The following is a 14,799-nucleotide window of genomic DNA, read 5'->3' as shown; positions in this document are numbered from 1 at the left end:
CTTACGCCCAAACTTTAATGTTTTAATGCACGCATTGGTGTCGAGTTTATTAACTGTCTCATTGGGTAAATCGCCGTGGCTAACGCAAAAGCCAACATGGTAACAATCACCACAAGCAACCAGCTAGATTTTGCCAACAACCAATCTGACGAAACACTCATATAAAATCCCGCAACAACCATAATGGCAGCCAACATCGCCACTAGCATGGGTGCGATGGTATCTGACAATAACAACCGAGATAAGCGGTGTCTTTTGGCACCAAGTGCCATTCGCATCCCAAACTCGTAGCGTCTTTGTTGAAAGCTATAGTTAAGCACGCCATATATGCCCACCCCAGATAACAATAAACAAAAACCACAAAGCGCAAAGCTTAGCAATAAAGTCAAACGCTCCAAATAGGTAATGCTTTGATATGTCTTTGTTAAGTTTGAAAAACGCCATATTCCCGCCTGACCATTCACGGTGCTGATGGCATTTTGGATCTGAGCGCGAGTAAGTGATGCTCCCGATTCCATTTCTATCATAAATGGATAACCCAAAGGCAGCGCAGGTAGCCAAACCGCTTTACCTTGGAGCTCATGATGACGTTTAGGATGGTTGAAGTTTTTTGAAATACCTACGATTTCAGCAGGTACATCTGGGTTAAAAATAAAATACGTTTCACCAATCACATCACCGCCCGGTTTTAACGCCTGTGCCGCGGCTGAAGAGACAATAGCCTCTTCCTTTTCGCCTCGAATTGCAGCCTCGCTAAACGTGCGTCCTGCAACGAGTTCAAGCCCAGTTAATGCAAAATAATCCGCCCCAACGTTACCTCTAACCATGCTCGGTGTCCATTCACCCGCCATATCCTGCATAGCAACCACAGGGACATCGCTTTGTAATGGACTTTCTCCATGGGCGACGCCTAACACGCCCTGAATGTTAGCTAACGCGAGTTTGAATCCTTCAATATTGGCGTAACGCGCGGGAAATGGAGTGGGATCTGCGGGAATATGCAGCATCACGCTATACATATTATCCAACTTTGTTCCGAGCGGTCTAAGCAAGGTATCGGCGCTTTTACATAGCACTAAGGTCGCCCCAAGTACCAGCACAGTGGTAAAAAACAGCTGTACCGCAACCAGTGTTTTTGTCGTCGTTGTGCGTACCGCTTTTACGCTACCCTTACCTGACGACTGCATGCTTTGCTTAAGTTGGCTAAAATCAATCATGCGTGAGGTGACAAACGCAAACAATAAAGCTAATAACAGTACGGTTAGGATAGCACTGAGCAGCACCGTGGTATCTAAGCTTAAAGTGTCAATCAGCGGCAAATAACCACTGGTGAGCGATTTAACTAACCTCAGCTCCCACGCGGCGATAAATAACCCCACCAGCACAGCGCTTGACACCAATAACAGCGCTTCTAGTAAGATTCCACGAAACAACAGCTTACGCTTTGCACCGAGCATAGCTTGTAAGGCCAGTTGCTGCTGGATGGTGTGAGCTCGAGAGATAAACAAATTACTTACATTAAAAATTGCGATGAGTACCAAGCATGACACACTCAACAATACGATAATGGCAAGCTTGTCATGTCCCGCCAGTTCTACGTCACGGTAGGAACGTACTATAGGTTCAATATCAAGTAACGCTTCGTCAGCCGATTTCCATTCGCTTTGGTGCAGTTGAACAGTTTGATATAGCTGCTCTGCGAGGATATCCTGATCACTACTGGCTGGTAATATCGCCAGTAACTTCAAGTTATTTAGTCTGCTACTCCACGGATGATACTCGCCGCGCTGATCACCAAAAAATCGCTCGTCTTCTGAAAAACTAAGCCACAGCGCCCCATTTCCTTCACTTAAAAAGTAAGGATCAACATACGTACGTGCAGCAACACCGACAATAGTGTACAGTCTGCCAACAATCCGCAGACTCTCCCCAAGCACCTTGTCATCACCATCGAAGTATTGTTGCCAAAGTTTATAGGAAATAATGACCTCTGGATTTTTCTGGCTAATGCTTTTCGTCGGCGTTAGGTATCGCCCCAGTGCTAGCGGCATTTTCACCATACTAAAATAATCCGAACTTGCAAAAGTCAGCGTAAGCTTTGGTTTGCCAGCTAGATTTTCAACCACATCGGAAAAGCTACTGATCAAAGCTCGTTTTTCATACATGGAGGGACTCTGATACCAGTTCAGCATATTTTGAAAGCTTTGCAGCCCTTCAGACACCCTATCTTGATATACGTTTTTTTGTTCTACCACCACAAATCGTGATTCATTTTCAATCTCAAGCGGCTTAATAAAAAAGCCACTAAACAGACTCAATGCGACAAAAAAACAGCTTAACGCAAGTGCCAACGTCAGTACTAACGTGATACAAAAATTCGGTACTTGAAGCAAACTTTTGATTGCCAGCCCTAGTTGACGCCGAAGTTGCAAAAACCCCATTACACCACCTCCGCAGTACAACTATCACGTTTTACAACGCTTGATGAAACCTGTACCCCATCTAAAAGCTGAATTTGCCGCTTGGCATAACCTGCATAGCGAATATCGTGCGTCACCATGCAAATGGTTGTGCCTTGCCTATTCAACTCCCCCAGCAAGGCCATTACCGCATCACCATTTTTAGAGTCGAGGTTTCCAGTTGGTTCATCAACTAATAAGATACTTGGCTCGCCCGCAAGCGCACGCGCAATAGCCACTCGCTGCTGCTGTCCACCAGATAGTTGGTTTGGTTTATGTTTTGCTCGGTGAGACATTTCAACTTGCTTAAGTGCGCCCATCACACGGCGCTCAATTTCGTCAGTCGCAAGCGCAGGCTCACGATATTGAAGCGGTAAAGCCACATTATCAAATACTGTTAACCCATCGAGTAGATTAAATGACTGAAAGACAAAACCGATATGCAAATTACGCAGCTCTGCTTGCGTGTCTGCGTCTAGCGTACTGGTTTCTATATCTTGGATGCGATAGCTGCCTGAAGTGATGTCATCTAATAGTCCAAGAATGCTCAATAGAGTGGATTTTCCCGATCCTGAAGGACCAGTTATCGCAACGTAATCGCCCGTTTCAATTTCAAGGTTAATGTTGCTAATGGCGTGAGTTTCAACATCCTCGCCAAAGAACACTTTGCTCACTTGATGTAATGCCAAAATTGTCTTGTCCATTTGTTCTTCCTTTACCGATTGAGTGATTTAATTGTTATTTTTTCTAGGTGCTGGTAGTCAGACATTTCTGACACCACCACTTGCTCACCGGATAAACCGCCTTCAAGTACTTCTATGGCATTGCCGGCTAGTTTACCAAACTTAAAACTTTTTTTGATAAGCATGTTGTTTTGTTTATCTAAAACAAATAATTGACTCTGAGATTGTGGAGTTGCACGCGGTGGCTTAATCAGTGAAAGTGCGGTAGTCTTTTTTGCTGTAAAAATTTGCCCTTCAACAGTCAAAAGTGGGCGAGCATTGCTTGGCAGCTCCCCAAGTAATGTGAGCTCTATCGCAATACGCCCGTCTTGTACGATGGGCACAATGCGGCTAACCTTAGCCTCAACCTGACCAACAAAGGTGTCTACTAGCGCTCGTTGACCTAAGATAATCTCGCTTGCTTCTCGCTCTGGCACCATTAAGTCGGCTACCAAAGTTCGCTCACTACCCACCACAGCTAGCGCCTGCCCGCGTGTAATTGCTTGACCTTGACTGACATGTACTTGCTGCAACATGCCGCTGATCCCCGCTGTAACTTGTAATTGCTCCACCGCCTGAAGCGCGACCTGATAGCTCAGCTCATATTCTTTTAATAGCTCTAGCTCAATCTCAATTCTTTGCTTGTGTAAAGCACTGGTTTGGCTAAGTTGCTGCTGAGCAAGTTTTACTCGCTCGCTTAACTGGGCGACCGTTAAGATTGAGCGCTGATGATCTAAGCTTGAAACTATGCCTTGAGTGACTAATTGGCGCTCAGCCTGCTCTCGCAATTTGGCATTTTCAAGCTCACTGCTGAGTAGGGTATTTTGTCCTTTTAATACTAATCGCTCACTTTCTTGGCTTAGCCTTAATGCTTCAACATTGGCTTTTTGCCTAGCGAGTACCAGTCTTTCTCGGTGGAGTTGCTGAGTTAACTCAGGATTGGTTAACTGTAAAATAACGGTGTCTGGCTCTACCCTGCTGCCAGGAAGATGCTGTACGGTTTCAACTTGCGCTGCAAATGCGGTCGTGATCTCTCTACTGATCTTTGAGCGTAATCGGCCATAGCCTTTAACACTAAACTGTATCGGTCCAGATTGAACGGTGGCAAATTTAAGCTTTTCAGCATCTATTTGCTGGTCGTGAGGCACAATCCATACGCCCATTGCAGCGAGCACAATAAGGGTTGTTAACAGCCACCACCGACGAAATGGCTTTTTAGCCGTTTTGGCAAGGCTAGTGTGAATATCCATCGAATTACCATGTTATTATTTTTATACGGTAATACGATATTTAGGCCAAATTTAACCTATTGATTTTTATAGAGTTAAAATAATTCGCCTGTATGAACTTTCCCTAACTTGGGACTGTGTAATATCAGTTATGGGAAACCTGCCGCTCAGCAAAGCACAACTGGTTCAGATAGACTATTTAATTCGCCAAATTGCTTTAAAGGTTTTACTCGCCAAATAGAAAAATAACAGCGGCATCAATACTAACTTCAGTACCAAAAGCGATACCACGTTTAAGAAGTCGATAAAGAGTGACTCAGCAGCGTCGAGCATATCGCTAATACCACTAGAAACCGCTTTAACTGCTCGGCTTAGCGTCCCTTCATTGCTACCGTGAAGCTGCTCATTGAGCTTTTCAATTGCGTGTTGATGTTGATCTTTTTCTCTATTGATAAGCGCTATTTGAGTGTCGAGTTTTGTTTTATCGCTGGCCAATCGCTGTTGCTTTTCAATCAGTGGCTTAGCCTCTTCACTTTTGGTAAATGTTAACCATTCGGATAAACTTCGGTTCGCTTGAGCCGCTTCAATATCACCTTCCAAAGCGGTAATTTCAGCATGTAGCTCGGTCGCTTCACCATGAAGACGGATCTGTTGTTTAGTCAATAACGCTATTTGTTCACTATGGCTTTGCTTTTGACTGGCGATTTGAGCCTTTATTTTTACACTTTGTGTGCTGGTCTTTGTAGCTTGAGATTGAAAGAGGTCAACACTGCTCGACACCACTTCACTTTGTTTATTTATTTCTTGGTCCAGTAACAGTTGACTAGTGAGACCCGTCGATAGAATTACAAACGGAACCACAAAACGGATCAGTAGCATCGTGGCTAATATTTTAGTCCTTACCGTTTGCCAAAGTCCTAGATAGCAACACACGAAATACCCAATTACGGTGACGGTAAAAGCAACACTGAATAAAATATGAGTGGAAATAGTGTAGAGAATTCGCTGTATAAACAAAGAGCCAATGGCTAGTTGCATCACATCAGAAATGTATTCTGCTAAATCATTGATAGGGTCGAGTAGCTGCGCAGGCTGAATGCTTGCAACACCAATCCCAACCTCAGCAGATTGCAGCAAGGAAATAGCGCCATTTACCGTACGTGCTGAAGCATAGACGAGTGAGGACTGCAGTAGCGCATCATCAATAAAGGCCATCATGGCGGTATTAAACTCTGGCAACCAACTTATTACCACAAGGATGGCTAACAGAAAATATAATGCTATTTTTCCACTTTTAGTTTGCATATCAGCCTCAGCCTTTTAGCAGTTTTATTGAGCTTTGTTCGCTTGCCCTAACACGGTAATAGTGCGCTCAATAAAACGGGTAAGCGCCCGCTCTGGAAGAAAAGGTTGTCTTCCTTCAAGATTAAACTGCGCTAATAAGCGCTTGATCTTAGCATCGTTCTTTATTTGCTCAACCGACTTACCCGCCTGATTCAAAATTTTAACCCGCTCAACCCAAGCGAATGTTTGAATTCTATGTTGTTCGAGTTCTCTTTTCGATGTAGGTTTGCCATGACCTGGCACTATCAACGTATTTTGATCGCCAATCGACAAAATCAAATCGACCGCTTTATTAAAACCCGTTAAGCCCCCGGCATAAAATGTTGGATGCCAGTTTGTGGTGTAAATGTCTCCGGTAAACAAAATATTGCTTGTAGGATGATAGAGGATGTTGTCATTGGCGGTATGTGAAACGGCTTGAGTATGCTTTATCACCCCAAGCTCCTTTAACCCTTGCGGGCTGTCAATAAGTGTAAAACCTTGCTGTTGGAAAAAAGCATTACCACCAGTATGATCCGAATGACTATGTGTGTTTAGCAGGTATTTTTTCTCGGTCTGAAAGCTATTCTGTATCAAATCATTGAGCTTTGGCAAATCCGCATCTTCAGTTGTAGGGTCAATGATCACCACTCCCCTTTTCGTTGCAAAGATCCCAATGTTTGTGCCATAACTTTTATCTCTGACGACTTTTGCTGTGTCAGATTGATAAAGCACTTCAAACTCACCGCTATAAGTTGGCTGAGCAACAAATAAGCCCAATAAAATGAACGCCATAATAGACCGCATTTCACACTCCTTTATATTATTAGATTGCTCACGTTATAGCCATTATGACTTCTTTACAAGCCTATTGCTCCACCAGCCTATTTTCCTCTCGGTTTGATGGAGCGGCCAGGCTTTTCCTCAAGCGGTTTATCTGGCCATCGGTGTTTTGGATATCGACCACGCATTTCTTTGGCCACCTCAAAATAAGAAGTTTGCCAAAAGTTGCTTAAATCACTGGTGGTTTGGATTGGCCTTTTCGCTGGAGATAGCAGCTCAAATCGTACCGGGACTTGGCCGTTGGCGAGCGTTGGCGACGTCAATTGACCAAACATTTCTTGTAACACCACAGAAACGGTTGGCCCTTGGTGCTCATCGTAGCGGATCGCGACTCGCTTATCGCTTGGCGTGGTGTAAAACTCAGGTGCTTGCGCTTCGAGTTGCTGTTGCTGCTCCCAAGTGAGTGTCGCTTGAAGCAGGTTAAAAATATCCAGTTGCTTCAATTGTTTGATAGTATTTACGCCCATCAAATAGGGCAATAACCAAGTATCAAGCTGCGCTATCAAACTTGCCTCAGATATCTGTGGGAAGGTATCTAGCTGCTCACTTAACCATTTAGCTCGAGCGAGCCAAGCGTGACTTTTTGCCGACCAATTGAGTATACCAAGCCCTTCCGATGTGAGGATATCCCTTACACATTGGGCAAACGCTTCTTTGGGGATCTGACTCAGATTTTGCTCTTTTAATACCAGAGCATGATATTTAACTTGTTGCCGGCCCTGAACCGCTTCTTTTTTACTATCCAGTTGATACTGAACCGCCTTACTCAAATATGGCGCCAGTTGCTCAAGTAATGTGCCCTTTTCGATTGCGCAGCTTAGAAATACTAAGCCATCCTTATTTTTGCCATCCACATCACAAACAATCAAATAGGCCTGACCTTGCAGCGGATCTCCATCACGTAATGTTACCCCCCGACCATTCGCAAGCAAGTAGCGGTTATCCCCTTGAGGACGTTTTTGCGCAGCTCTGTCAGGAAAGGCATGGAGCAATAAAGTGGGCACTAAGGTTTGAATATCTACAAGGGTGATTGCTTCACTCTTGAGCCTAATTCCCAGTTTGTGTGCAAATGATTTGGCCAATTTTACGGCCTGCTCTGCGGCAGCTCTGTGCAAGCAATATGCTTTGGCGGTACGGGTACGGTCTTGCACAAACTCAATCAACGCCAATACTCGCTCACATATATCGCTTGTGTTGGCTTGTACTACAATATCGCGCTCGCTCAATATTGCCGCCAAAAAACAAGCTAGTTGTTGCGCAATTGGCGTCTCACATCGCAGTAGCATGCTGGCAAGACGAGGCGAAACACCCAGTTGCAGTGCACGCTGCCCAGCAGTTAACACTTTATTATGCGCATCGACCAAGCCAAGCGACTGATTCAACTGACAGGCCACCGAAAAATGTTGCATCGGTGGCGGTGTTAGCCAATTCGCGTCCTTGTATTGTGTCACTCCCCACGCGCTTAGCTCTAACGCTAAGTCAGAAAGGTCAGTGGTGGTTATTTCTTCCGGCTGAAAGTCACTTAAATTATTATGTTCGCTTTCGCGCCAAAGACGTAAACAATGGCCCGCTTGTAGACGACCCGCACGCCCTGCACGTTGTGTTGCTGATGCCTTTGAGATCATCACCGTATCTAGCCGCGAGAGACCGCTTTTAACGTCATAGGTTAAGCGTTTTTCAAGGCCAGAATCTATAACCATAGTGATCCCGGCTATAGTTAAACTGGTCTCAGCAATATTGGTCGCAAAAATAACACGTCTTGATGCACTGGCGCTTTTACTCAGCACCTTTTCTTGTTCAGATAGGGGTAATCCGCCGTACAAAGGCAGAAGCTCAACATTACTTTGTTCAAGCACTTGGCACGCCTGAATGCAGCGCTGAATATCAGCCTGCCCGGGGAGAAATACCAATACATCGCCATCGCTTTGTAGAGTGAAAGCATGGCGCAGCGCACTTAACACATGATCTGCCAAGTAACGACTCGCTTTACCGACATATTCAATTTCAACTGGATAAGTTTTACCAGGGCAAGATAACCTTGGTGCGCCATCCAAATAATTCGATAAAAGCTCGGTGTCTATCGTTGCAGACATCACCAGTAATTTGAGATCGTCGCGATATGCTTGTTGCACTTCAAACGCCAGCATTAAAGCTAAATCCGCATGAATCGAACGCTCATGGAATTCATCGAAGATAATAAGCGCAACATCACTGAGTTCAGGATCCGCTTGAAGACGGCGAGTCAATACGCCTTCGGTGACGATTTCCAAGCGGGTGTTGGATGAAACACGTTGCTCGTTTCGAATTTGATAGCCGACTCGCTCACCGACCGATTCTCCCAGCTGTTTGGCCAAGTAGGTCGCAATAGATTTTGCTGCCACACGACGTGGCTCAAGCATAATGATTTTTTTACCGGAAAAAATATCAGCTTGCAGTAAACGCAGCGGCACTAAGGTCGACTTACCTGCGCCGGGTTCGGCCTGTAATACCAAACGGTTATCATTGGTTAAAGTGGAAATGATCTCGGGGATGAAGGCTTCAATCGGCAGCAAAACTATAACGCTTTATTATTCTATCTTGTTCAAGATGATACACCTAAACTGGATGTCTCCAAACAACCGAATTCGCTTATCGGGTATTACAAGCATAAATAAGATCGGATAAATTTGACCACGTTTTTAATTTGCCCGCTTGTAAATATGAGCGTAGGTTTTGCACCACGTGCTCTGCCGGACTTTGCATTTCCTCGCTTCCGGTATGGACTCCAACCCAAGCGTTACGATGAGATTCTTTCGCAAGATATAAACCACCGTCGGCTAACTCCAACACATGCTCCCAGCTAAGCTTATCTGGTTGTGTTGGATCAAACGGGAATGGAGCAAAACCAATTGAACAAGTACAGTTGATAGTTTGATCGTTCACCACAAATGGATAGCTCTCCACTTGGCGACGGATCCGCTCTGTCACTTCGTGCGCAGCCGCTCTGTCCATATCTGGCATCACCAGCAAAAACTCTTCCCCACCCCAGCGCACTAGAATATCTGACTCTCGAGTGCATTGCTTAAGGATTTCAGCAAAGTCTTGCAACACGATATCTCCTGCGGCATGACCAAATCTGTCATTGATACTTTTAAAGTGATCGATATCGACAATCACAAAAATTAAATCGGCATTCTGTTGTGTTTGCGGAATTTGCCACTTTTGCCTGTACACTTCAATGGTGCCATCAATCACGCTAAAAAAATGATGCCGATTACTCAGTCCAGTCAAGCTATCGGTGAAACTAAGGGTTTGCAACCGCTTGTTTCGCTCCGCTAATTCCTCGGTCCGCTGCGCAACCTGACTCTCTAACAGCTTGGTGTAACGGCGATTTTGCCAGCGCCAATAAAAAACCAGCACTAAAGTAAACACCAGCAAGGCTATCAATAACCAACGTTGCTGGCTTAATCTTGCGTTTTCTATCTGTTGCTGATGCGCCATAATTTGCTTTGCCTGCTGAGCATTGTCTCGCTCAAGCTCATTAAGCGCCTGCTTTTGTTGCGCGAGAGAATACTGCGCTTCTAGCTTAAGAAGCTTGTTATTACGCTTTTGCAAATTCAGTGACTGCTCGGTAACGGCATAGCGTTTTAAATAACGATGCGCTTGCTGATAGTCTCCAAGCTGGGCATAAGCTGAGGCCAGTATCCATTGCAACTGAGATTGAAAAAGTAAAAAACGTGTGCCGAGTGTATCTCTCAGCCCAGCCTGAGCTAAATCAATTGAAGTTGCAAAATCACCACTTTGTAAAGCCACTCTGGCACGCTGCACCGCTGCCATAATCCGCATTCTTTGGTTTTGAACCAAATAATGCGCATTGTCTAACTCATCTAGAATTTGTTTAGCTGGTAAATATTCACCCAGCTGTAAATAAGCCCAAGAGCGTGTGAGCTTTAATTGCGCGAGTGTCTCCTGCCGAATACCTGAAATCTCTGGCACGAAAGAAGACTTAAGCGCTAAACGATAAGCCCCCCTATCCATATTCAAGCGCGACTGCCATAAGCTGATATCGGCTTTTATCTGGGCATTATCATCAATTTGCTCAGCCAGTACTGACGCTTTATCTAAATAGCGCTGCGCTAACTCATAACTCTCTAAGTCAATATCAAGGTGAGCGATGGCAAGATAGGTGTTTGCCTTTAAAAATGTATTGTTATCGGCTTCGGCCAACTGCAACGCTTGTTGGTGCAAGTCGAGACCATCTTCAAAATCACCAAAATGCTGAACTATACTACCTTCTAACAGCAATGCTTTGATTTGCAGCGGCTTATTACCTTGCGTACGCGCTTGCTCTCGCAGCGCTCTAATGTCCGGTAATAAAGACAAGTCGTAATCTTGTTCAGCCGAGATTTGTAGCGCATTTAAATTGCGCTGTATTTGTTCCGATGATTCGTAAGCAAAACCACAAAATGTAATTAGAGAACTCACCAATATGCAAAGCGATACCAAAGCTGGCTGCATTAGTCTCCTCCCACCAGCATTTCAGCGTTAGCTACCTGCCAATTCGCCACTTTTTTATTGATAAAACCGGATTCTGTCAACGCCCGTTTAATCACGCCTCGTCGTTTAAGTATTTTTAACCCACGATTGAGTGCCGCAAATATTTGCACGCCTTCAGGATGGTTTTTACTGACGACAAAATGTCGAGAGTCTGGCAAGACAACCTTAATATTTTCGATTGGGACATATTCTTTACCTTCAAAATTTAAAGTTAAAGAATCACTCACGCTAAAATTAATCAACATAGTGTCGACGACATCGCTTTCTACCATTGCCAACATGGTTTCCCACGGGCCAATAAAGCTCACCATGTGTAAATCTGTATTCATCAGTGCACGCCAATCCACTTCCCATTGTGGGTTAGACACCACGTTCAACTGCCGAAGCTGTGAAAGCGGCGTTTGTTGCAGTGCGACATTACGCTTGGTGACGTAAAGCCCAGCTTCGTAATCTCCAACTTCAACAATCGGATCTGAGATAAATAATGAGCCGCGATAGTCCACGATATTTTCGTGCCAAACACTGCGAGCAAGGATTAAACTTTCCCCAGCGATCAGATCAGAAAACTCTAGAATATTTACCGAAGGTTTTGGATTAAATACGACTTTACGTGTTTCACCGCCGAGAAACAGGGCCTGCTGTAGTAGCACCATTTCGATGATTTCAATATGAGAACCTTTGGTGGTAGGAAAGAAAGAATCAACGTCTAAGACGTCACGACCAGCAAGAAAGTGCTCATAACGCTGACTGAAATTTTCGCTACTGATAATATCAACAACCAGCTGATTGCTCCCCCAACAGAGATTGGAAATAAAAAGGAATGAAAACAGCCATTTCATCTTCATTGTTGAGTAAAGCCTTATTATTAACAGTTATTCAATTCAGTATACTTGAATTTAGCGCGCCCTGTTAACTACTAAACAACATATTCTAATGAATTTGGATTTGAAATTTATCAGCCCGCAAATAAGCGTTAAAACTCAAAAAGTGAAAGCAACAAAAAGTCTAGCTCAACTTCGTCTTAGATTAAGTTAAGCTAGACTTCAATTCAGCTATTACGCGGTTTCATATCCTAAATTAGGACCAAGCCAACGCTCCGCTTCTTCTAGCGGCATAGCTTGACGCGCTGCATAGTCTTCTACTTGATCTCTTTGAATACTCGCAACGGCAAAGTACTTAGAATCTGGATGCGAGAAATACCAACCCGACACCGCTGCTCCCGGCCACATGGCGTATGAGCTAGTCAGCTTCATACCGATACGGTTTTCGACATCTAACAACTGCCAAATTTTTTGTTTCTCGGTGTGTTCAGGGCACGCAGGATACCCTGGCGCTGGACGGATCCCTTGATAATTTTCACGGATAAGTTCTTCGTTACTCAGCACTTCATCCGCTGCAAATCCCCAGTGCACTTTACGCACTTGCTCATGTAAGTATTCAGCAAATGCCTCGGCTAAGCGATCTGCGACCGCTTTAATCATGATCTTGTTGTAGTCATCTTGCTTGGCATCAAATGCATCTGCTAAGTCATCTTCTTCAAGACCACCAGTGACGGCAAATGCACCGAAATAATCAGGTGTGCCTTTAGGTGCAATATAATCCGACAAACAATAGTTAGGAAAGTCGGTTTTTTCGGTTTGCTGACGCAGCTGACATGACGTAACTAGGACTTCACTGCGAGACTCATCGGTATAAATTTCAATATCATCACCCACGCGGTTAGCAGGGAACAACCCAATCACACCCAGTGGCTGCAAAGTACCCTCTTGTTCTAACTGATCTAACATGGCATTGGCATCATGAAACAGTTTTTGCGCCTCTTCACCAACCACTTCGTCTTGTAAAATACGTGGATATTTACCGGCCAATGACCAAGTCATAAAAAATGGTGTCCAGTCGATATAATCGCGTAGTGTTTTAATGCTCACGTCTTTAAACTCGGTGATCCCCAGCTTATTTGGCACCGGTGGCGTGTAGCTTTGCCAATCAAGTTTTACCGCATTATCGCGAGCACGCGCCAAGGTAACCGGTTTTGAACGTGGCTTTTTGCGCGCCTGCTGCTCCCGTACTTTGACGTATTCGTCCGCGGTTTTTGCTAAAAACTCTGGCTTTTGGGTTTTACTTAGCAGGCTAGATACCACACCAACCGCACGACTGGCGTTATTGACGTAAATCACACCTTTGTCGTACTGAGGTTCAATTTTAACCGCCGTATGCGCTTTCGATGTGGTTGCACCACCAATGAGTAGAGGAATATCAAAGCCGCGACGCGTCATTTCTTTCGCAACATGCACCATTTCATCAAGGGAAGGCGTAATAAGACCAGACAGACCAATGACATCAGCGTTTTCGTCAATGGCCGTTTGCAGAATTTTCTCTGCCGGCACCATCACCCCCAAGTCCACGACTTCGTAGTTATTACATTGCAGTACCACGCCCACGATGTTTTTGCCAATGTCGTGTACATCGCCCTTAACCGTGGCCATGATCACTTTACCGTTACTTGAGCCTTCTTCTTTTTCGGCCTCAATGTAAGGGTCAAGATAGGCAACCGCGCGCTTCATCACTCGAGCAGATTTCACCACTTGAGGCAGGAACATTTTGCCCGCGCCAAACAAGTCGCCAACCACATTCATGCCATCCATCAGTGGCCCTTCAATCACTTGAATTGGCTTATCAAACTGTTGCCGACAAGCCTCGGTATCCTCGTCGATAAACTCGGTGATCCCTTTAACTAAGGCGTGCTCCAAGCGTTTTTCAACTGGCCAAGAACGCCACTCTAAATCTTCCTGCTTTTCGGCTTGTGCCATGCCCGAGTATTTAGGTGCGATCTCAACCAATCGCTCGCCAGCACCGGCGTCGGTATTGAGGATCACATCCTCAACGGCATCACGGAGCTCTTTTGGAATATCGTCATACACGGCTAGCTGACCCGCATTGACGATCCCCATATCCATGCCCGCTTTAATCGCATGATAAAGAAACACAGAGTGGATCGCTTCACGCACTGGGTTATTACCACGAAAAGAAAAAGAAACGTTCGATACGCCCCCTGACACTTTACAGTGCGGCAGGTTTTGTTTAATTCTGCGCGTGCCTTCGATAAATTCTACGGCATAGTTATCATGTTCTTCGATACCCGTAGCGACCGCGAAAATATTGGGGTCAAAAATAATGTCTTCTGGCGGAAACCCAAGCTCGTCAACCAAGATTTTGTAAGAACGCTGACAGATCGCAAACTTTCGTTCTGCGGTTTCCGCTTGACCAACTTCATCAAATGCCATCACCACCACAGCAGCACCAAAGCGCTTGATGATTTTGGCTTGGTGGATAAATGGTGCCTCCCCCTCTTTTAAGGAGATTGAGTTTACAATAGCTTTACCTTGAATACATTTCAGGCCCGCTTCAATGACTTCCCATTTAGACGAGTCAACCATGATAGGGACTTTAGAAATATCCGGCTCTGACGCTATCAGATTAAGAAACTTCACCATCGCAGCTTTTGAGTCCAACATAGCTTCATCCATGTTGATATCAATCACTTGCGCACCGCTTTCAACCTGCTCTCTGGCAACATCCAGCGCGGTTTCGTAATCTTCTTCTAAAATTAAGCGCTTAAATTTTGCCGATCCCGTTACATTGGTACGTTCACCGACATTGGTAAATACTGCTGTTTGTGTCATGGTG

Annotated in this window: 9 protein-coding genes; all 9 read right to left on the bottom strand. The window is 44.9% G+C overall.

All coding sequences use genetic code 11. The annotated features are described in order from the left end of the window. Positions 1-14: 14 nt before the first annotated feature. A complete protein-coding gene (locus A587_RS0119715) occupies positions 15-2,441 on the bottom strand; it encodes an ABC transporter permease (RefSeq protein ID WP_017218993.1) in 2,427 nt (808 codons plus the stop codon). Beyond that, the gene (locus tag A587_RS0119710; protein ID WP_017218992.1) at positions 2,441-3,163 is read right to left on the bottom strand and encodes an ABC transporter ATP-binding protein; all 723 of its coding nucleotides are present in this window, start codon (positions 3,161-3,163) and stop codon (positions 2,441-2,443) included. Before A587_RS0119710 ends, A587_RS0119715 begins: the two co-directional genes overlap by 1 nt. An 11-nt stretch (positions 3,164-3,174) precedes the next feature. Continuing rightward, positions 3,175-4,431: an efflux RND transporter periplasmic adaptor subunit gene (locus A587_RS0119705; RefSeq protein ID WP_017218991.1), complete on the bottom strand. Its 1,257-nt coding sequence runs from the start codon at positions 4,429-4,431 to the stop codon at positions 3,175-3,177. Positions 4,432-4,605: 174 nt separating this feature from the next. After that, positions 4,606-5,715 (bottom strand): hypothetical protein, encoded by a 1,110-nt coding sequence (locus tag A587_RS0119700; RefSeq protein ID WP_017218990.1) that lies wholly within the window; start codon positions 5,713-5,715, stop codon positions 4,606-4,608. 24 nt (positions 5,716-5,739) lie between these two features. Next, complete coding sequence (locus A587_RS0119695) at positions 5,740-6,540, bottom strand: MBL fold metallo-hydrolase (protein WP_017218989.1); 801 nt, start codon at positions 6,538-6,540, stop codon at positions 5,740-5,742. Between the two features lie 77 nt (positions 6,541-6,617). Then, positions 6,618-9,128 (bottom strand): ATP-dependent helicase HrpB, encoded by a 2,511-nt coding sequence (gene hrpB, locus A587_RS0119690; RefSeq protein ID WP_017218988.1) that lies wholly within the window; start codon positions 9,126-9,128, stop codon positions 6,618-6,620. A gap of 76 nt (positions 9,129-9,204) precedes the next feature. Then, positions 9,205-11,073 carry a GGDEF domain-containing protein gene (locus A587_RS0119685; RefSeq protein WP_017218987.1) on the bottom strand — a complete coding sequence of 623 codons (1,869 nt, stop codon included), beginning with the start codon at positions 11,071-11,073 and terminating at the stop codon, positions 9,205-9,207. Next, on the bottom strand, positions 11,073-11,957 hold the full coding sequence (locus A587_RS0119680) for a hypothetical protein (RefSeq protein ID WP_017218986.1): 885 nt from the start codon (positions 11,955-11,957) through the stop codon (positions 11,073-11,075). The genes A587_RS0119685 and A587_RS0119680 overlap by 1 nt, the downstream gene beginning before the upstream one ends. A 210-nt stretch (positions 11,958-12,167) precedes the next feature. Further along, complete coding sequence (gene metH / locus A587_RS0119675; protein WP_017218985.1) at positions 12,168-14,795, bottom strand: methionine synthase; 2,628 nt, start codon at positions 14,793-14,795, stop codon at positions 12,168-12,170. Positions 14,796-14,799: the final 4 nt, after the last annotated feature.

Source organism: Pseudoalteromonas sp. NJ631, from assembly GCF_000276645.1.
Lineage (GTDB): Bacteria > Pseudomonadota > Gammaproteobacteria > Enterobacterales > Alteromonadaceae > Pseudoalteromonas > Pseudoalteromonas piscicida.
Note: the sequence above shows the minus strand (reverse complement) of the source record. Positions and strands in the feature narration are given on the sequence as shown.

Bases quoted from the DNA above. Each gene is read 5' to 3' on its own strand.
- A587_RS0119695 (WP_017218989.1), bottom strand. From the start codon at position 6,540: ATGCGGTCTATTATGGCGTTCATTTTATTGGGCTTATTTGTTGCTCAG.
- A587_RS0119700 (WP_017218990.1), bottom strand. From the start codon at position 5,715: ATGCAAACTAAAAGTGGAAAAATAGCATTATATTTTCTGTTAGCCATC.
- A587_RS0119680 (WP_017218986.1), bottom strand. From the start codon at position 11,957: ATGAAGATGAAATGGCTGTTTTCATTCCTTTTTATTTCCAATCTCTGT.
- A587_RS0119715 (WP_017218993.1), bottom strand. From the start codon at position 2,441: ATGGGGTTTTTGCAACTTCGGCGTCAACTAGGGCTGGCAATCAAAAGT.
- A587_RS0119710 (WP_017218992.1), bottom strand. From the start codon at position 3,163: ATGGACAAGACAATTTTGGCATTACATCAAGTGAGCAAAGTGTTCTTT.
- A587_RS0119685 (WP_017218987.1), bottom strand. From the start codon at position 11,073: ATGCAGCCAGCTTTGGTATCGCTTTGCATATTGGTGAGTTCTCTAATT.
- metH (WP_017218985.1), bottom strand. From the start codon at position 14,795: ATGACACAAACAGCAGTATTTACCAATGTCGGTGAACGTACCAATGTA.
- A587_RS0119705 (WP_017218991.1), bottom strand. From the start codon at position 4,431: ATGGATATTCACACTAGCCTTGCCAAAACGGCTAAAAAGCCATTTCGT.